The 19,115-nt window shown below is 56.2% G+C and carries 16 protein-coding genes and 1 pseudogene; all 17 read right to left on the bottom strand.

The window, feature by feature from the left end:
- Positions 1 to 12: 12 nt before the first annotated feature.
- The 17 genes and pseudogenes from ODJ80_RS13105 to ODJ80_RS13190 all read right to left on the bottom strand — a co-directional run bounded on the left by ODJ80_RS13105 (position 13) and on the right by ODJ80_RS13190 (position 18,946).
- On the bottom strand, positions 13 to 228 hold the full coding sequence (locus ODJ80_RS13105; protein WP_263042432.1) for a transposon-transfer assisting family protein: 216 nt from the start codon (positions 226 to 228) through the stop codon (positions 13 to 15).
- A gap of 1 nt (position 229) precedes the next feature.
- Positions 230 to 2,617: an LPD16 domain-containing protein gene (locus tag ODJ80_RS13110; RefSeq protein ID WP_263042433.1), complete on the bottom strand. Its 2,388-nt coding sequence runs from the start codon at positions 2,615 to 2,617 to the stop codon at positions 230 to 232.
- Positions 2,618 to 2,742: 125 nt separating this feature from the next.
- Positions 2,743 to 3,309, bottom strand: coding sequence for a hypothetical protein (locus ODJ80_RS13115; RefSeq protein ID WP_263042434.1), 567 nt, complete (start codon positions 3,307 to 3,309; stop codon positions 2,743 to 2,745).
- 129 nt (positions 3,310 to 3,438) lie between these two features.
- Entirely contained in the window at positions 3,439 to 3,705 is a 267-nt protein-coding gene (locus ODJ80_RS13120; protein WP_263042435.1) for an immunoglobulin, read from the bottom strand.
- On the bottom strand, positions 3,702 to 5,801 hold the full coding sequence (locus tag ODJ80_RS13125; protein WP_263042436.1) for a type IA DNA topoisomerase: 2,100 nt from the start codon (positions 5,799 to 5,801) through the stop codon (positions 3,702 to 3,704). The genes ODJ80_RS13120 and ODJ80_RS13125 overlap by 4 nt, the downstream gene beginning before the upstream one ends.
- 195 nt (positions 5,802 to 5,996) lie before the next feature.
- Complete coding sequence (locus ODJ80_RS13135) at positions 5,997 to 6,770, bottom strand: DUF4366 domain-containing protein (RefSeq protein ID WP_263042437.1); 774 nt, start codon at positions 6,768 to 6,770, stop codon at positions 5,997 to 5,999.
- Complete coding sequence (locus tag ODJ80_RS13140; protein ID WP_002588926.1) at positions 6,760 to 7,017, bottom strand: DUF4315 family protein; 258 nt, start codon at positions 7,015 to 7,017, stop codon at positions 6,760 to 6,762. The genes ODJ80_RS13135 and ODJ80_RS13140 overlap by 11 nt, the downstream gene beginning before the upstream one ends.
- A gap of 32 nt (positions 7,018 to 7,049) precedes the next feature.
- Positions 7,050 to 8,783, bottom strand: coding sequence for a CD1108 family mobile element protein (locus ODJ80_RS13145; protein ID WP_263042438.1), 1,734 nt, complete (start codon positions 8,781 to 8,783; stop codon positions 7,050 to 7,052).
- A complete protein-coding gene (locus tag ODJ80_RS13150) occupies positions 8,776 to 9,144 on the bottom strand; it encodes a DUF3851 domain-containing protein (protein ID WP_263042439.1) in 369 nt (122 codons plus the stop codon). Before ODJ80_RS13150 ends, ODJ80_RS13145 begins: the two co-directional genes overlap by 8 nt.
- 2 nt (positions 9,145 to 9,146) lie before the next feature.
- A complete protein-coding gene (locus ODJ80_RS13155; protein ID WP_263042444.1) occupies positions 9,147 to 11,528 on the bottom strand; it encodes a VirB4-like conjugal transfer ATPase, CD1110 family in 2,382 nt (793 codons plus the stop codon).
- Between the two features lie 10 nt (positions 11,529 to 11,538).
- Positions 11,539 to 11,961: a PrgI family protein gene (locus ODJ80_RS13160; RefSeq protein ID WP_002578789.1), complete on the bottom strand. Its 423-nt coding sequence runs from the start codon at positions 11,959 to 11,961 to the stop codon at positions 11,539 to 11,541.
- A gap of 20 nt (positions 11,962 to 11,981) precedes the next feature.
- Positions 11,982 to 12,851 (bottom strand): VirB6/TrbL-like conjugal transfer protein, CD1112 family, encoded by an 870-nt coding sequence (locus tag ODJ80_RS13165; protein WP_002578790.1) that lies wholly within the window; start codon positions 12,849 to 12,851, stop codon positions 11,982 to 11,984.
- 83 nt (positions 12,852 to 12,934) lie between these two features.
- Positions 12,935 to 13,153: a Maff2 family mobile element protein gene (locus ODJ80_RS13170; protein WP_002588903.1), complete on the bottom strand. Its 219-nt coding sequence runs from the start codon at positions 13,151 to 13,153 to the stop codon at positions 12,935 to 12,937.
- A 215-nt stretch (positions 13,154 to 13,368) separates the two neighbouring features.
- Positions 13,369 to 14,907: pseudogene (locus ODJ80_RS13175) on the bottom strand (VirD4-like conjugal transfer protein, CD1115 family); the annotation flags it as partial.
- Between the two features lie 85 nt (positions 14,908 to 14,992).
- Positions 14,993 to 16,894: an AAA family ATPase gene (locus ODJ80_RS13180; protein WP_263042440.1), complete on the bottom strand. Its 1,902-nt coding sequence runs from the start codon at positions 16,892 to 16,894 to the stop codon at positions 14,993 to 14,995.
- Positions 16,895 to 16,909: 15 nt separating this feature from the next.
- The gene (gene mobQ, locus ODJ80_RS13185; protein WP_263042441.1) at positions 16,910 to 18,418 is read right to left on the bottom strand and encodes a MobQ family relaxase; all 1,509 of its coding nucleotides are present in this window, start codon (positions 18,416 to 18,418) and stop codon (positions 16,910 to 16,912) included.
- 231 nt (positions 18,419 to 18,649) lie between these two features.
- Positions 18,650 to 18,946 (bottom strand): DUF3847 domain-containing protein, encoded by a 297-nt coding sequence (locus ODJ80_RS13190; protein ID WP_263042442.1) that lies wholly within the window; start codon positions 18,944 to 18,946, stop codon positions 18,650 to 18,652.
- Between the last annotated feature and the right edge of the window lie 169 nt (positions 18,947 to 19,115).

Below are 19,115 nucleotides of genomic sequence, written 5' to 3' on the forward strand. Positions count from 1 at the left end.
TTGGTGTGGTTCTTACTCGTCGAAATCCGGGTACAGCTCCAGCTCGGCAAACTCGGCGTCACTCATGGCCTGGAGCTTTTCCAGGGCGCTGTCCGTCAGTTCCCGAAGTTCGATTTCCTCCGGCGAAAGTTCACCGCGCATCTCGGTCAGAGCCTCGATCAGCCCGGTACGGCTGCCAGTGTTGTAGATACAAAGCAGGTTCGTTTCCTCAAAAGTGAAGTTTCCCATATCAAATCTCCCTTTCCGCGCTCTTTTTGGGCGCTGTTTTTTTGTGTTCCGCCTTGGGCTGGCTTTTCAGCTGCTCCATGACGGACTTTTTCTTGTCCCGGTCCTCCCGGTGGGCGGCGGCAGCCAAATCCATGAGAGAGATCGGCTGGCCGGTGCGGGCCTGCTGTTCCAGTTGGGCCACCGTCGGTTCCTTGGGGCCGTTGTTGATGATGCCGTCGATCATACCGTAGTCATCCTCCACGGCCATTTCCGCATTTTTCAGCGGATTGTCCGGCAGAAATCCGGGAACCTGCTCAAAGCCGAAGCTGTCGCAGTAATGACAGGATACCTTGCCATCCCGCTTGATGGCAACGATGTCGCTTACGCTCATGGACGGATGGCCATAATCGACAGGATGTTCATTGTTGAAGCGGTAAAAGAGCTGTTCAGCGGTGTCGCCTTTCAGATCAGAGGGTAGCAACGGAGCGGTGTAGACCAGCTCATAGTTGTCCCGCTGCACCGTCTGCCCGATGGATTGGAGCCATTCCAGGCCCTCGTAGCGGATGTCCCGCAGCTCGTCGGTGTGTTTCACCTGATAAATGGCGAAGCAGTCCCCCTTGTGGGTGAGAAACGCCTGCTCCCGTTCCTCCTGGTGGGCCATGCGGTCCTTGACCAGCTTATCAAACTCCGGGCTTTCCTCCCATTCCTCGCGGGACACGGCGAAGATGCCGTCATGGGCGTCCAGGTCGGCGGTATCAAAGGCCATCGCCGGATTCTCGCCCTCTTGGATAATGTAAACGGTCAGGTCACGCTCCATCAGCTCATAGGCTCGTTCTTTGGAGAGCGGCAGAAGATCGCTGTCCAGGTATCCGCACTTTTCCAGATCATCCTGGGTCAGCGCCGGGTCCGGCATGGGGTATTCGTCCAACGCCTGCTCCTGGGCATCCGGCAGCTGGGTGACTACGGCTTTTGCGGTCTGCTGGCTGGCCTGTTCCTGCAAGGTCTCGATCATAGACAGCGGAGCATATTTGATGGACTTGCCGCCCATCCCCAGGTCCTCGCAGATATGGCTGACCACTGCGGAGCGGCCCAAGTCCGGCCCATCCAGCTGGCCGCCGTCCAACTGCTTCACGGTTGCCGCATCATAGAGGGTGTAGTCCCAGCCGGTATCACAAGGCTGGACATGAAGATAGGTGGTATCGTCCAGCACCAGCAGCGCCTCCCGGTACTCGGCGCTGGGCTGAGAAACTTCTTCTACAAGGGGCTTTGCCTCCGTAGCTTGCTGGGGTGCCTGCTCCGGCTCCGGGGCTACGGTCAGGTCAATGCCGCGCTCCTTGCAAATTTCCTTGTAGTGGCGCTCGATGCCGGAGATCAACTCACAGGAAGTCTTGTTGATGGTCTCCAGGCTGGCCCGCAGCTCCTTCAGCTCTTTATCTTTGGACCAGGAAGCAATGTAGCCAAAGCTGTTCTCGCCGGTTTGAATGCCGAAATACTGGCAGACCGCATAGGAAATACTCTCGGCCTCCACTTCCTCGGTGTTGCGGTTCTTGGCGGCCTGTTTCACCGCCGTCAGATCTTCCTCCACCTCCAGCCGCCACTCAAACCGATTCTCGTCCACAAAGCGCCAGCCCATTTCGGTAGCAAACTGTTCTGCCTCGGCCTCAGTTGCAAATCCAGATTGAAAATCTCTTACTGTACCTCCACCGCTATCCATGACAACTTTCCAGGACTGCTCGATTTCATATTTTTTCGGGTCGTGGAGCTTGCTGTGTGCAACCTCATGGACTGCGGCAGAAACAGTCTGTACCTCGCTCATGCCTTCCCGAATGGCGATCCGCTGCTGCTCGGAGGAAAAATAACCGTCCATATTGGCGGCCATCGGCTCAAACTCGATGGGGACCGGGGCAGAGCGGCGCAGCGCCTCCAGGAATGCCTCGTAGTGCGGCACCGTACCGGACAGGCTGACGGCCAGCTCCGGCAGGGGCTTGCCGTCCGTCTGGCTCACATCGAACACCTTGACCGGGCGGAACATGGGAATTTCGATTTCCTTTTCCTCCATGACCGCCTTGCCGTCTGCGTCCAGAATAGGAGACTGGGTATCCGGGTCACGCTTCATTTCCTCGATTTTTTTCTTGAACGGCGTAGGGGCGATGATGGTGATACCATGCTCGCCCTTTTTCACATGGCGCTCAAACTGGTTTTTCCACTTGTTGAATCCGGCCACCAAAGTGGCGTCCGGGCGCTGCATATAGATGAGCATGGTGTTGTTGACGGAGTAGCGGTGGAACTTGGACATGACGGACAGGTAGCGCATATACTTCTCGCTCTCAAACAGCTCCTTGATACTCTGTTCGATGCCCTCCGTGATCTCCTGCAACCGTTCCCGGTTGGTGGGCTTAGTTTCCTGCATGGTAATTCCGCTCCTTTCTCAACATTGTTTCGGGCAAAAGAAAAGCAGGAGCCCTAAAATAGGTCTCCTGCAAATCTAAGTGATAATTCAAAACAACCCTTGTTAAAGTTCAAAAATATAGTTATTTATTCGTCTTGATCAGGCCAAAGATCACGTACACGCTCCGCCTGCTCCCTCCAAAAACGTCGGTCTCGTTCTTCTTGTGTGGTATGATATTGTTCAAAAATCTCAAATGCTACTCGGTTAGCATCTTCCATAGAACGTATTTTTCTTCCGTTATAATCCCAGATTCGATTTTCTGCAAAAAATATTCCCCAATTTCCATATCGACTTTGCATTATAGTGATGTATTCGCCTTTATACTTTTTGCTGTATGTATTTTTGCGTGGATTGTAATTCCACGTTGTCTTATCAAAATTTTTCCGTCTTAATGCTCGATTTCTCAGTGAATCCTCGGCCCTGCGAGGATTCACATAGTCATCGGACATCTTTTCGGCGCAAATACACCCTACCCGTAATTCATATGGATATTCTGGATGCCTCATAATGTGGACAAAACGAATCTTTTCCTGTCCACACATTTCACATCGCTCATATTCAATATCTTCACCATCACAAGAAGAATCTGCAATATCTTCTACACCAACGCAAGACCATCCCTTATGGGGGACACCTGCTTTATTCCAATCCATTGTGACACCTCCCACCCCAAAACATAACGTTCATTTTAAACTATATTCAGTATAGCATAGAATGAAGAGAATTTGTAGAAGGGAAGAGTGTGGCTTCAGTGTAGTTCGTTTTTTAAAATTACTGCTTTATTAGCGTTTAGGCGGCCTGTACCCGGCAGCCTTGGCCCGTTCACTGGCTGCCTTGCGGCGCTCGGCGCTGTACGGTTCTCGGATGGACACGCAGCGTTTGGGAACGAGAAAGGTTTGGCGGTCCTTTTTCACAATCTGATCCGGGTATTTCTCCGCCAGCCGCCGCAGCTTTTCCAGTAGCCGGGGGTCATGGGTATAGACCTCGGCGGTGGCTTCAGCCTGGTTGTAGAGGATGATGGTTTCCTGTTCATAGAGGGAGAGCTTCATCGTTTACCACCTTTCTGCCGGTCAAACTCCAGCTTGAAGTTGGCGTACTGCCCATCGTCCTCCAGCACCACGGTGGCATCGTAGGTCTTGCCGGTTTTCTCGGAGTGCAGGCCGCTTACATGGGCGCGGCCATTTTTGAGTAGCGCCGTCACGATGGCTTTGGTTGGCTGCTTGCGCTTCAGCTCCCACCACTTGTTGTTTTTCCAAATGGCAAATTTACAGCCCTCGTTCTGGCAGAAGAACCCCTTTTGCAGCTCCGCCACATCGCCACCGCAGCGGGGGCATTTGCCCACCACCTCGCGGGGCGGCGTGAACAGATACTCGGTGCCTTTAATCATCCGATAGGTTCCCACCAGCTCCTTGAGCATGGTGGAAATTCCATCCATGAAATCCTCCGGGGCCAGCTCGCCGCGCTCGATCTCACCCAGTCGGTACTCCCATTCAGCGGTCAGCAGGGGCGATTGCAGCTGCTCCGGCAGCACGGTGATAAGGGATACCGCGTCATGGGATGGCATGAGCTGCACGGTTTTCTTGCTCTTTTTGCGCTCCAAAAAGCCGGTGGAAACCAGCTTTTCCAGAATCCCGGCGCGGGTGGCCGGGGTCCCCAGGCCCTTGCGCTCGGCATCCTCCGGCATATCGTCCTTCCCGGCAGTCTCCATTGCGGAGAGTAGCGTATCTTCGGTGAAGTGCTTGGGCGGGGTGGTCTTGCCCTCCTTGACGGCAGCACCAGAAAGGGGCAGCGTCTGACCTTCAGATAGCTCAGGCAGAGCCTTGTCCTCGGTTTCTTTATCCTGCTCCACATTCTTCAGCCCTGCGCGATAGGCAGCGTCCAGCGCCCGCCAGCCGTGATTTTTCACTGTGCGGCCCTTGGCAGTAAACTCCGCTCCGGCGCACTCGACAACAACGGCGGTTTCCGCAAAGGTATAGGGCTGGGCCACGGCGCACAGCAGCCGCAGAGCCACCAGCTCCAGCACCGCCTTTTCGCCCACCGGCAGGCCGGACAGGTCCGCGCCCTGGAGGTTGCGGGTAGGGATCACTGCATGATGGTCGGTCACTTTCTTGTCGTTGACAATCTGGGCGGCATTGCAGGCAATCTCCATGCCATTGGAAAAGGGCATCGCCCCGGCAGTGAGCTGGACCAGCTCCGGCAGACTCGCCGCCATGTCCGAAGTCAGATAGCGGCTGTCCGTCCGAGGGTAGGTACAGAGCTTCTTTTCATACAAATTTTGCAGGTAGTCCAGGGTTTGCTGGGCGGTGAACCCCAGCAGCCGGTTGGCGTCCCGTTGGAGGGTGGTCAGGTCATAGAGGGCGGGCGGCTTCTCGGATTTCTCCTTGCGCTCCACTTTTTTCACTGTGGCAGCCGCACCTTGGCAGGCCGTTTTCAGCTTCTGGGCGTCGGCCTTGTCCGCCATGCGTTCCCCGGAAGCGGAAAAACCGGGCAGCTCCAGCGTCACCGTGTAAAACGGCACCGGTTTGAAGGTGTCAATCTCGGCTTCCCGCTGGACAATGAGGGCCAGCGTCGGGGACATGACACGTCCGATGTTGAGGGTCCGGTGGTACAGCACGGAAAACAGCCGGGTGGCATTGATACCCACCAGCCAGTCCGCTTTGGCGCGGCAGAGGGCCGCATCCCGCAGGCCGTCATAGTCCGCACCGGGGCGCAGGTTTGCAAAGCCCTCCCGGATGGCGGAATCCTCCATCGAGGAAATCCAGAGCCGCTTCATAGGTTTGGTACAGCCTGCCATGCAGTAGACTGTGCGGAAAATCAACTCCCCCTCGCGTCCGGCATCGCAGGCGTTGACCACCTCGGTTACATCCTCCTGACGCAGAAGGGTACGCAGGACATCGAACTGCTCCCGTTTATTCTTGGTGATGGTAAAGCGCCAGTGTTCCGGCAGAATGGGCAGATCGTCATAGCGCCACTTGGCGTAGTCCGGGTTATAAGCGTCGGCGTCGGCCAGCCCAGCCAGGTGGCCCACACACCAGCTGACCCGCCAGCCGCCGCCCTCCAGGTAGCCGTCCTTGCGGGTGGTGGCCCCGATCACGGCGGCCAGACTTTGGGCAACGGACGGTTTCTCAGCGATCACCAGCTTCATGGTTTTTCATCCTCCTTTCCCGCAGCCATGCGGTCAGCTGCCGGTGGCAGAATCCCACGCAGGGCTGACCGTCACGGTAATTTCCGCAGCCATAACAGGGGTGGCCGGGAGATAAAGTAGGAGGACGGGAAGTTTCCTTCCCGCCCTCCGGCCTGCGTGTCATCATGCGTTCATAGGGGCTGTCGGTGAAGCGGGTCAATCCGCCTTGTCCTCGCTTTCCTCGTCGCCGCCCCCGTCAGCGTCCAGCTCGTCAGATTCCTCGGTCTCCCAGGAGTCCTCGTCCTCCTGGTCGGTATCATCCTCGCCGTAGTCATAATCGTCCAAATTGTCGTTGCCCTTGGTCTTGGGTTTGTTTTTCACCAGCTTAAAGTAGGCAAAAGCACCGCCGCCACCCATCAGAGCCAGCACCGCTAAAAGAATGGCCGGATTCAGCCCAGCAGGTTTCTGCGCCGGTTCCTCCGGCTCCGGGGTTTCCTCCGGGGTCTCCGGCTCCGGCTCCTTACCCGTGCAGGCGCTCATATTGGTGGCACACACCGGGCAGGCCGTATTCACCGCACCGGCCACACATTTCTCCGTACAGGTACAGGTGGCGGGCTGCTCCTGGGTGGTCTGACCGTCCTCCATCAACGCCATCAGGTCCGCCTCGTCCACCTGGTTCAAGAAGTGGACAGCGGTTTCCTTGTCCTCGTTGGCCCGGTCAATGAGGATATAGAAATAGTTGCCCGCCTTGGTGGTGACGGTGATAAGCTGTTTGTTGCCGCCGAAATCATCCACCAGGGCGGCGTTGCCATTCGGGGTCAGCGCCGGACTGTCCTCGGTTTCCTCCACCACCACATTGGCGTCGTTTGTGGCGTCCTCCGCCGGGGGCTGGTCCGTCCCCTGGGCAAAGGCGGTCACGGAAGGGCCCATCATCAGCACCAAGGCGGCGCAGAGGGCCGAAAAGGTCTTGAAAATTCTCTTATTCTTCATGGTCGGTGTCCTCCTGTTCGTTGTAGTTGGCGGAGGCAGCGGCCATGCCAGGGACCGTACCACCGGAGAGCATGGCGTTCAGCTGCTCCGGGGTCAGCCGCAGGGCGCGCACCATCTGGACGATCTCCAGGTTCTCCGCCTCGGTTTTCTGCGCCTCCAAGGTTTTCAGCTTGTCCTGGTACTCCGCGATCTTCTCGCGGACCTTGGCAATCTCCTGGTCAATGCGCTGGATTTTGTTCTTAGCCATAATCAATCACTCCTCTTCTTGAAAAAACTCTGTTACCAGTTCATCAGGCCGTAGCCCTTGATACACTCGTAGGTCAGGGAATAACTCTTGATCTTGCAGGCGTCGCCGCTGTTACCCTCGACCGTATAAACTCGGCTGCCGTCCGTGCCGACCACAAGGCCCACATGGTCGGCGCTGCCATCCAGGTCCCAATCGAAGAAGATGGCGTCGCCGGGGGCAATATTGGCGTAATCACGCCCGCCCCATTGTCCGTGGGATTGGAACCACGGGATGCCCTGAGACTGGCAGGCGGCAAAACGCGGCTCAGACAGCCCCATCTGGCCGTAGCACCAGGACACGAAGCAGGCGCACCATTCCACACGGGAATTGAAGCCGTACCAGCTCCAGTAGGGCTGACCGCCCACATTGCCCACCTGACTTTTCGCTATATCCACCACGGCCTGATTGCCGGGGCGGGTGCCGTTGACGAACTCAACACCAGCTAAACTCTCGGAATCGCTGGTGTCGGAGGAACCACCGCCGAAAATCAGCGGCTTGTTGCCCAGCGTCTGCCGGTACACCTGGTACATCTCCAGCTGTTCCGGGGTCAACAGCTCCGAGGCAACGGACGAAATGGGCTTGCTGGTGAGCTTCACATTCAGAATGTAGTAGTTGTAAGGAACCTGAACGGTGTAGCTATTGCCCTCGCTGTCAGTCCGGGTTTCCGTCCGATAGCGTACTTCAACTTCCTCGGTGAGCGTCAGCTGATACTGGGCATCAAATACACGCTCCAGCTCTGCCTGGGCGCTCTGTCGGGTGTAGCCCTGCAAGACAGCGGACAGGTAGGCCGCCAGCTCATGGGGGTCATGCCCGATCATGTCGAGGTCGTAGCGGTACTCGTCATACCCCGGATGGCTGCTTTCGATGTTGTCGATCTCGGCTTGCAGCGCCGCTTCCTTGGCAGCGTAGTCCGCCTCCACCGCCACCAGCTCCGGGTCATCCGACGGATAGGTGGTGCCGGACACCACAGAACCGATGCTCTGCGCCATCATGGAGCAGGAGGACATGGTGTTGAGCAGCATACAGACCAGCAGGAAGATCGCGCCAGCAATCAGAAAGCCCTTTTTGTGGCGCATGACGAATGCCCCGGCCTCCTGTGCCTTTTCCTTGACCGTCTTGGCGGCCTTGCCGGTCTTTTGGGCTGTGCTTGCGGTATTCCCGGCAGCTTGACCGGCGCGCTTGGCGGCAGCGTATTCCTTTTTGATGGCCTGTTTCTGCTGCCAGCGGGAAATGGGGTTGCTGGCAAGCTGGGGATTTTCCCGCAGGGACTTCTGATACAGGGCGTTTACATTGGCCTTTTTCAGCTTCTGCTCGGCCTGGGCTGCCTTGCGGTAGGGCTTCAGTTTGTGGCTGCGGTAGCTTTCCCGCATCAGCCGTGCGCCGGTCTCGGCAGCCTCCTCGGACTTGTGGGCGCTCTCAACGCCCACATTGTCCTGTTCGGTCTCCCGGATTTCCTTGTGAACTTTCCCCAGGGCGGCATTGGCGGGGGTATCCCGCACCGCATGGGACAGCTTGGAGGGCGGCTTCTTCTTGTCCTCCATCACCAGCTTGGTGGTCACTTTACCGGTCTCCGGGTCTACCGTCTTTTGCCGGACCTGTTTTTTCGGAATTTTAGCCTGCGCCTTATCCGCTTTGGCGGCAGCCTTGTCCACCTTACGGATGGGCTTCTCCAGCGCCGGGTCAGCCCGTTCTTCCTCCGTAAAGCGCAGGCGCGTTTTTTTATTCAAACCATTCCCCCAGCATGAGGGAGGCCGTCATGTAGCGCAGCTCCACATAGACAGCCAGCCCCACAGGGTCACGAAAATGATGCTGGAGCAGGTGGGCGTAGATCTGCGCCACCACATTGGCCAGCAGCTCGGACTGCCCGCCCTCGAAGATGACAATGGCGGGAACTCCGTTCATGGCGCACCAGATTTCCGTCAGGCGCAGCAGGGCCGCTTCACCATCCTCGTTCAGCTCCGCCGCCTGATCCGCCGCTGTTCGGGTCTCGCTGACGGCATCGGCCAGCTCGGTGAGCAGCTGGGTGCGCTCACTCTCCAGAGCATTGTCGAAAAACATCATGGTATCCAGTTCAGTATTGGGGTTCATAATCATTCATCCTCCTTTTTCAGTTCCTGGGGTTTGGTGGTCATAATGCGATACAGCTCGGTATTTTTGGGGAAGTGATCCACAAAAGGCAGAATGGTGGAGCCGTAAAACAGCAGGCCCTCGCCCTCACTGGAGTGGGTCACATAGGAAAGTTGGTGCGTGGAAATACCCAGCTGTTTGGCAAGAATCTGTCGGTCTCCGCCCGCCTGGTTGAGCATATACACGAAGTCGGAGTTCTCAAAGATGTTCTCCACCTCACGGGAAGAAAGCAGGTCTTTGACATTCTGCGTGATTCCGGTGGGGATGCCGCCCCATTTTCTGAACCGCTTCCAGATCTCCACCGTGTAGGCGGCGGTCTGTTCCTCTTTCAGCAGCAGGTGCATCTCGTCGATGTAGTAACGGGTGGACTTGTGGGCAGCACGGTTGATGGTGACGCGGTTCCACACCTGATCCTGAACCACCAGCATACCGATCTTTTTCAGCTGCTTGCCCAGCTCCTTGATGTCGTAGCAGACGATACGGTTGTTGATGTCTACATTACTCTGATGGTTGAACACATTAAGGGAGCCGGTCACATAGATTTCCAGCGCCGTGGCGATGTACTGTGCCTCCTTTTCCTCCTGCACCCGCAGTAGGTTGTAGAGGTCCTCCAGGATGGGCATATTCTCCGGTCGGGGGTCACCCAGGTAGGTCTGATAGACCAGCCGCACACAGCGGTCAATGATGGTTTTCTGAACCGGCTGCAAGCCCTCTTTGCCGCCCACAATCAGCTCACACAAGCTGAGAATGAAGTCAGACTTGAGGGACAATGGATTGTCCTCGTCCGAGTAGTCCAGATTCAGGTCCATCGGGTTAATGTAATTGCTGCTGGTGGGCGAAATCTTAATGACCTGCCCATGCAGGCGCTCCACCAGGGGCGCATACTCGGCCTCCGGGTCACAGATGATGATGTCATCATTGGTGAGCAGGAAACAGTTGGCGATCTCGCGCTTGGCGCTGAAGGACTTGCCGGAACCAGGGGTGCCGAGGATCAGGCCGTTGGGGTTTTTCAGCAGCTTCCGGTCCACCATAATCAGGTTGTTGGACAGCGCGTTGATCCCGTAGTACAGCGCCTCGCGGCCAGACTGGAACAGCTCCTGGGTGGTGAACGGAACAAAGATGGCCGTGGAGCTGGTGGTCAGTCCCCGCTGAATCTCGATCTGATTGAGGCCCAGGGGCAGCGCAGACATCAGCCCTTCTTCCTGCTGGAAGTCCAGCCGGGTCAGCTGGCAGTTGTACTTCTGTGCGATGGAGCTGGCCTGGAACACATTGTTGCCCAGCTGCCGGGGATTGTCCGCCGTGTTCAGTACCAGGAAGGTCACAAGGAACATTCGCTCGTTACGGCTCTGCAAATCCTGCAAGAGCTTCTTGGCCTCGGCACCGTAGGTGGCAAGGTCGGAGGGAATGATGTCCATGTCATATCCGGCGCGGACGGCTTTTTTCTGTTCCTCAATTTTGGATTTATCCAGGTCGGTGATTTTCCGCTTGACCGTCTTGATGGCCTTGATCTGATCTACGGACTGGATATGCAGGCTGACGATCAGAGAGCTTTCCATATCCAGAAAATCCGCCAGCATCCGGTCATTCAGCTCCGGGGCGAGGATCTGCAAAAAAGAAACAGCCCCGTATTTTTTACCCATACGGAACTGTTTGCCGGTGCGGAACTCGAAGCCGGACGGCGCGATGAAATCCTTGGTGGACAGACCGGACGGAGCCAGCCAGTCCCATTCAAAGCGGAACGGCACCTGTTCATCCATGTGGAAAATGCCGTGAAGCTGTGCCAGCCGCGCCTTGCCGTCCAGGGTCTCGGCGGCCACGCCCAGGCGTTTGAAGTTGTTGAGAATGTCGGTCTCAATGCGCTCCAGACGGGGCTTGGCGGCCTTGAGGCTGTCGGCGTCGATGCCGAAAGTCAGGTACTTGGTCTTGATAAGACCGTTGTTGCCTCTTGCCAGCTGGTTTTGCAGCATGGTGGTGTACTCCACCCGGATGCTGTCAAAATCATCCCCCTGGAGAGGAATGTTGATGGCGCGGGCAAAGGTCTCCTCAGAGGCTGCCAGGTTCAAAAAGGACAGCTGGAACTGAATGGAGCTGTCGAAGTAGTTGAGGAAATCGCACCAGCCCTCGAAGATCGCTGTCTTGTCCTCGTTCTGCGAGAGCTGATAGTTGATGTCCTGGAATTGGATGGTCTTTGTGTAGCGGCTGCCTGCCACACGGCAGATGCCGTCCGGCCACATCCGTTCATAGGGGATACTGTCCTGAGCCGATTTTTTCTTTTTGTCTGTGCGATTGGCACGGGCAATGGCAGCCTCGATCTGCTTTCTGTCGGCGCGGGACAGCTTTTTCATCTTTTTCTGATTAACCGGCTGCGCGGTCTTTTCGTCTTTTCCGAACAGCCGGTGCAGCCAGCTTTTGATTACCGTGAACAATGTCATACACCTCCTTGTCGAGTTTTTCCTGCCGTTCCAAAACGGCATAGAAGTTGTTGGTCTGATACGGGCGCTCCTTGGGCCGGATGACGGCCACCTTGATGATATTGCCCACGATCTTTTCCAGGGGCTGACCGTGTTTTTCATACATCGCCAGCATGAAGAAGGGCAGCATGACCAGCATCATACACATGGCAGCCACGCTGTTTCCCACAGGCCCCCGGAGCAGGAAGAAAAGCGGTACGCCGATCAGCGCACCGCCGCCGAAGCAGACAAGCTGCCTCTTGGTTAAGTTGAACGCGACCTTGGTTTTGACTTTCGTAAGATCCTTGGGTACGGGTACATAAGCCAAAGGGATTACCTCCTTCCTGGTTAATGTGCATTGAAAACGGATTTTGCGAGGCTGCCGGTCTTAAAGAGCGTAAAGCACAACAGGACCGTATAGCCCACGCAGCTCCAGATGGCCATAATGATGTCGGATTCGGTGGCAATACTCTGCACCAGCACGGCGTAGATCGCCACACAGACGATGATGAGAAATGCCTGGAAGCCCAGGGCGATCAACGAGCGCAGATAGTTCTGGCCCATACCGCCCCATTCCTTGCCCATCATGGTGGCCATAGGGATGGGAGCCACCGAGGTCACAAGGTAAATCTCAATCATACGGCCATAAATCACGATAAAGATACAAATGTAAAGCGCCCACATGGTAATGCCGATAAAGAGCGACTGGAACCACAGGCCGAACAGCGGCCCCAGGTCCATATCCATCAGCCGGGACTCCATATCGGTCATGACAGAGGAGATGTCGATGGAAGCGTCGGAACCGATGATGCCCGCCGCCTGCGCCACCACACTTTGAGCTGCGTCAAACACGCCCATCACGATGTTCCAGGTGTTTGAGACGATGAGGATGGCAGCGGCAGATTTGAACACCCATTTGAAGATCATCCAGGTGTCCACATCATGCAGGTTGTTCTTGTCGGTAATCATCTGAATCAGCTCCAGCGTCATCACGATAGCCAGGATCACGCCAGCAATCGGCACCATGATGGAGTTGGAGAGATTTTGGATCATGCTGAAAATACTCCCGTTCCAGCCCTGCGGGGTCTGGCCCACCTGTGTCGCAATGTCTGCGACCTGCTGGTTCACGCTATCGAACATCCCCGATAAGTTGCTCATAATGCCGCCTACCAACATTTCCTTGAGCCAGTCAGTAAGGGCATCGAGTAAGAAATCCATACGGTGTCAACCTCCTTTCAGCCGCCCCCGCTTGGGGGCAGGGGCGGCAAGGATTTCTTATGACAGCTTAACGACGGGAGCGATCAGACGGTGAACAGGCTGGAGAGCAGGGGTACGAGGACCATGCCGACCACGGCGACGCCAGCGCCAGCCATGAGCTGCTTCATGCCCTGGGACTTCGCACCGGGGTTGTCGTTGCCGTAACCTTCCAGCAGGTTGATGACACCCCAGATGCCGAGACCAGCGCCCAGAGCGATAACGAGGGTCTGAAGAACGGTGATAGCCTGATTGAAAAATGCCATAAATTATAGTTAGCCGGAATCATTTGAAAAGTTTGATTTAGTCATTCATAGGCATACAAAAGCCGGAACAATCGGCACCCGGTTTCCGGGGCCTGATTCCGGCTGTCCTCCTTTTTTCATTATTTTTTGGTGATTGTCCGCTTTGTACGCCGATGGCCCCATCCGGGGCGGTTGAGGCGGGTAGATAAGATCACTCCTTTCACAGCGGAACAGATTTACACGCCCTCTGCGTCTACTTCATACACATCGTAGACCTCGTTGGGCTTGAGCTTGAGCCGGGTGGACAGGAACGCCTCGATGTCAAAGGCGTTCTTGGGGTCCGCGTCGGCGGTGTACGGGTAATTGGGGTGCTTGGTGATGTCGTACTTGTCCGAGAGGAAAGGCCGCACACCGCGCAGCTGGAGGATACACTTGCCGCCGTCCATGACGGCCAGTTCATCCTGGCTCATAAGCTCTTTGCCGAGCTTTTGGTAGTTAAGAGAATGGGATGTCTCGCGGCCCCGGCTCTCGCCGGTGTTGTAGGTGTCGATGGTCTCCTTGCCCAGCACGGCGGCCAGCTCCTTGAGGGTTGTCGGCTCTTTGCCGCCCAGGAAGATGGAGGTATCCATGTTGCCGATGATGGTATCGGCGTTGTCCTTGTAGATAGCTTTGAGCTGGGACTGTGCTTGCAGCACCAGGCAGGCGGAAATCTCACGGCTTCGGATGGTGGCAACCAGCTTTTCCAGCCGAGGGATCTGTCCAATATTGGCGGCCTCGTCAATGAGGCACCGCACATGGACCGGCAGCCGCCCGCCGTACACATCGTCCGCTTTTTCGCAGAGCAGATTGAACAGCTGGGTGTAGCACATGGAGATCAGGAAGTTAAAGCTATCGTCCGTGTCGCTCATAATCAAGAACAAGGCGGTTTTCCGGTCTCCCAGGGTATCCAGCTCCAGCTCGTCGTAGGCCGTGACCTCCCGCAGCTCCGCGATGTCGAACACGGCAAGGCGCGCACCGCAGGAAATCAGGATGGATTTTGCGGTTTTGCCCGCAGCCAGCTTGTACTTTTTGTACTGACGGACGGCGAAGTGGTTGGGCTTCTCTGCCTCCAGCGCGTCAAACATCAGGTCCACGGGGTTCTTGAACTCCTCGTCATCCTCCCGGACCTCCATCGCGTTGATGAACTCGATGAGGGTGGAGAAATTCTGTTCCTCCACCGGGGCCTCGTAGTGGATATACCCAATGAGGGCGCAGTACAAAAGCGTCTCGGCCTTAACCCAAAAATCGTCCCCGGCCTTGCCCTCGCCCTTGGTGTTGGCGATCAGCGTCGTGACCAGTTTCAAGATGTCCTTTTCGGAGTGGATGTAGGCAAAGGGATTATAGTGCATGGACTTCTTGAAGTTGATGGTATTGAGGACTTTGATCCGATAAGGCTCATAGATGTCCTTGCCGTGCTTATCCTTCATGGGCTTGCCGTCCTTGCCCAGCTTGGGTGTGCCGCGCTGAAGCATTTTGCCGCACTCCACCAGGATGGTGCCTTTTGGGTCTGTCACCACATAGGAGCTGTGCATCTGCATCAGGTTCGGTTTCAGCCAGAAGCGGGTCTTGCCGGAACCGGAGCCACCGATCACCAGCACATTTTTGTTTCTGGCGGTCTTGGGGTCCTTGGGGCGGCTGTTCATGGTCAGGCTCTCGGTTTTAGTCAGAATCACATTGTTCTGGAACACCGGGTCGATGTAGGGTGCGATGTCCTCATGGGTGCCCCATGAAGCGTTTTGTCAAGTGCTTTTTTGAGTTATTGACGCAAATTCTTGTGAAAGTGCGAAAGTGCAAAGTGCAAAGGGTCTGCGTTTTGCACTTTCAGCTTGCGGGTTCGGGTGGCTGCTTCTTCTTGATGAAGTTATACCATTGACCGCCGACACGCCTTGCGCCTAAAATACCGCCCATGTTGCGCTTGGCGTTCTGTACCGTCCTCTCGGATATTCCGGCTTCGGCTGCGGCCTTTACAATGTCCTCGCTGGCAAGTTCTTTCCCGTCTGCAAGCAGGTCAAGTATCAGCTTCTCGGCTTGCTCGGTCTTGGTGGCGGTGTTCCCGCCCGCGCCGGATAGCAGCTCGTCGGCGGTTATGTCATATTCGCCTATCCATGAAAAGCCTGTTTCCGGGTCAAGGCAAAAGGCAACGGGCTTGCCCTCCGGCGCAAGGGAAGATTTGTCATGGACGATAACGCGCACATTCGGCTCCCGCTTCACGCGCCCGATCAGCAGGACGCTCCTTGCTGCGGCGCGGAAGTCAATAGAACCTAAGCCCCGGTATGCGCTCTGTCCTCCGGCGGCTTTGTTCAAGTGTCCGATAAGGATAACGGCGCACCCGGTACGCTCGGCAACATCGGCAAGGCGGCGGAACATGGGGCGCACTTCGTTTGCCCTGTTCATGTCGGTCTTTTCGCCCATGTACGCCTGTATGGGGTCAAGGATAATCAACCGCGCCCCGTTCTGCGTGATTGCCTTTTCTATGCGCTCGTCGGAGAGGGTAAGCTCCCGTTTGGCTTCATCAATCACAAGCACGCGGTCAAGGTCGGCTTCGGCTTCTATCAAGCGGGGCTTGACGGTATCGCCCAGCCCGTCCTCGGCGGTCTGGTAAATCACATGGAATGGCAGCAAGGGCTTCATTCCCGGCAGCGTTCCCCCGGTGGTACAGGCGGCGGCAAGGCGTAGGGCAAAGGTGGTCTTGCCCTCGCCGGGGTTGCCTTGCACAATGGTTACTTTCCCGAAAGGGATATACGGCTCCCATAGCCATTCAACGGTCTGCGTGTCAACCTCGCTCATGCGGATAATCTCGACGGTTTCTTCCTGCGGCGGCTCTTTCAAGCCGTAAACCGCTTCCCGGATATACTTCCCGTCTGTGATTTCTGCCCGGTGCTGCAATACCTCGTTCCAGTCCTTGTAAAGCGGCACAAGGCGGTGGACGGTCAAGCCCTCCGGCACAAGCTCCGCAAGGCGGCTGCAAGCGTCGTTTCCCGCTTGGTCGCTGTCAAGGCAGAGGTAGACGGTCTTGATGTTCGGACGGTCAGAGAGGAAACGCAACAGGGCTTTTTCTCCCACGCCGCCCAATGACAAATAGCTCTGCTTCTGCCATGCCTTTTTGAACAGGCAGAGGAAAGAGAGCAGGTCAACGGGGGCTTCAAAGACAAAAAGCCTGTCACCCTCGCCCCGGTAGCAGAAATTAAAGGCTTTGTCGCTGCCTTTCACATCAAGCCGGAAGTTTCCCGCCGTTCCCTTGCTGTGGGCGTAGCGCGGTATTCCGTCCTCGTCCCGCCCCACAAATACGGCGTTGTGGTGGGCTGTGTCCTCGTAAATATCGCCGCGGGCAAAGAAAAAGCCCGTCACATCTTCATCAATGCGGCGGGCGGCTGTGAGGTAGTTCCTCGCTATTCTGTTGTCGTTGTTTGGGGGCGGTAGCCGGAAGTCAGAGAGGGACGCGGGGCAAGGTTTGTCCGGCGGTGGTGCGGCTCCCTTTTCTCCTGTGAGAAGTTCCACGGCTTCGGTAAAGCTCTTGCCGAAAAACTCCATGATAAAATCAACGGGGCCGCCGCCCTTGCTCTGGCTGTGCCTGTACCATTTGTTTCCCCGGACGGTCAAGCTGTCGTGCCGTTTCCAGCGGTATTCATTCCCGGCGCGGGTAAGTTGCTCGCCCTGTGATTGCAGGAAAGAAACAAGGTCGGCTTGGTTCGCCCGGTTTATCTGTTCTTGGGTGTAGTACAAAAATCTCAACTCCTTTCATCGTTCTAAGTCGTGCTGCTTGGTGCGGGTCTGCTCCGGCTGGTCGGCTTTCAGCGCAATATCAACGCACTTGCGGATATTGTGCAGCTCGGCAACCTCGGCGCGGGTTTCTTTCAGCTTGGTATATTCCGCTGTTCTCTGCCCGCTGAGAGTGGCGTACTCTTTTTCCCATTCAGAGATAGGCAAGGTCTTTGTCCCTTTCGGCAGATTTGCATGGAGATAGCGGCTTGCTGCGTTCCATAGGGTCAACTCGGCGCGGTGGGCTTCCTCGTACTTGTCGCGCTTGTTTGTCCAGCCGTTTTGCAGCTTTTTCAGCTCATCGTGAACGGGCTTGTACTCGGTGTAGTTCTTCCCGTATTCAATCAGCTTTTGCAGCTTCTTCATGCGTTCCTCGGCGGTTTTCATTCCTGCCCGGATAGTGTCGGCCTGTTCGCTGACAGAGGAAAGGGCTGCGTCCAGCTCATCAAGGGTAGAGATACCATGCTCGGTCAGATAGTTGACCGCTGCCGCTATGGTTTTCAGTTCATCGGCTGTGTGCTGTTGTTGCCAACGCTGCGAATACTTCCGGCTCTTTTCTCTCTGAACGCTCAAATACTTCATCAGCAGATTTGCAAGGCCGGGGGATTGTTGCGGCTGTTCCGGGGCGGTTTCCCACGCTTTGAACAGGTCGGCAATCCATTCTTTGAGCTTTCCAATCTGCGCTCGGATTTCCCGTATAAGGCGGTTTGCCTTTTGGATATTCCGGTTCAGTTCGCCTTTCTCGGTGGCAATACCTTTCTTCTCCATCTGGCAAGCCGCCACGCCCATGTGGACGGTGGGTATCTCGCCAATGCCGCGCTCGGCGTTGCTGCGGTGGTCGATACGCTCCGGGCTTCCGGCTCGTTCAAGGTAGGCGTTTGAAATATCCGCCCATGCCTTACGCCACAAGAGGGCGTTGCCCTTGTCGTTCCAGCCGGTCAGGTCAACTTTGTGCGTCTTGTATCTGCCGCTTGGCAAGCGGATACGCTCGCCGTTTTCATCAAGGTCATATTCCTTTTGGGACTTTGCCGCCCATGCGCCGCGCTCGTCAAGGGGGCGCATGGTAAGCATGATATGACAATGGGGGTTGCCGCTGTCGGTGTCGTGAATGGCAAAATCAACGCACATTCCTCTGGAAACAAATTGAGAGGAACAGTATTCTCGGACAAGCCGGATCTGTTCCTCTCTGGATAACTCTATGGGAAGTGCCGCGTCAATCTCTCTGGCAAGCTGGGCGTTCCCGGCTTTCTCGTAAAGCTCCACACTGTTCCATAGGGTAGCGCGGTCAGAGAAAGAGGGCGGGGCATGGGGCGGCAGTAGGATTTCCGTATGGACAACGCCGCGCTTGCGGGTGTAGTCATGGGTCATTCCGTCCCACTCGTTTGTGATTTTCTCGCCGCTTCGGTAGGCGGCTGCGGCAACGGCTGACTTGCCTTTTCCTCGGCTCACAATGCCGATGTTACAATGGTAAATGGCTATGGGTATCACCTCCCGGATAGGATAACAAAACCCGCAAAAATGGTACAGACGCCAACGGCGGGTGTACTGTTTTTGTGGGTGTGCAGGGATAGCCGCGTAAGCGGCGCAAGGGGTGCAGCCCCTTGTTGCGGCAAAGCCGCCATATCGGAGCGCGGGGAAAGTCCCTTGTGCGGAGATAAGCCCTCGGCAGAGCGCACACGCCCGCAAGGGTGTATAAGTGCGCCCTTTGTTCCAAAGGGATTATTCTGCGTTCCCGTCCCCGGCTCGTTTTTTCAAAAACTCCTGTGCTGGCTCGCTCGTCAAGGCAAGCCGGAGAAAGGCGGCGGCTTCTTCGTCGGTCATGGTCTTTGCTTCTGGCACAATGCTCTCAAAGACCGCACCCCGGACGATCAGCCGATGGCTGCGCGTCCTGCGTTCCTCTTGGGATAACTTTTGCCGCAACACCTTTTCCCGATTTTCAAGCTGCCGGATTTTCTTCTTTCCGTCCTCAATCTCGGCGGTCACTTCCTCGCGGGTTTTCTCTCTCGGTTTCGTCATAGCTGGTCGCTCCTTTCTGCCTGTCGGCATAGAAAAAGGACAGTCGATTTCTCGGCTGTCCCTTGTGGGGGGTATTTAGTTTTACTGTGTGCTACTTGGTAAATAGGAAGTTACCTATTTCTTCATAACATAATTTGTAAGGAAAACACCTTAATAAATCCATTTATCC

The organism is Acutalibacter sp. LFL-21 (genome assembly GCF_025630755.1).
GTDB lineage: Bacteria > Bacillota > Clostridia > Oscillospirales > Acutalibacteraceae > Acutalibacter > Acutalibacter stercoravium.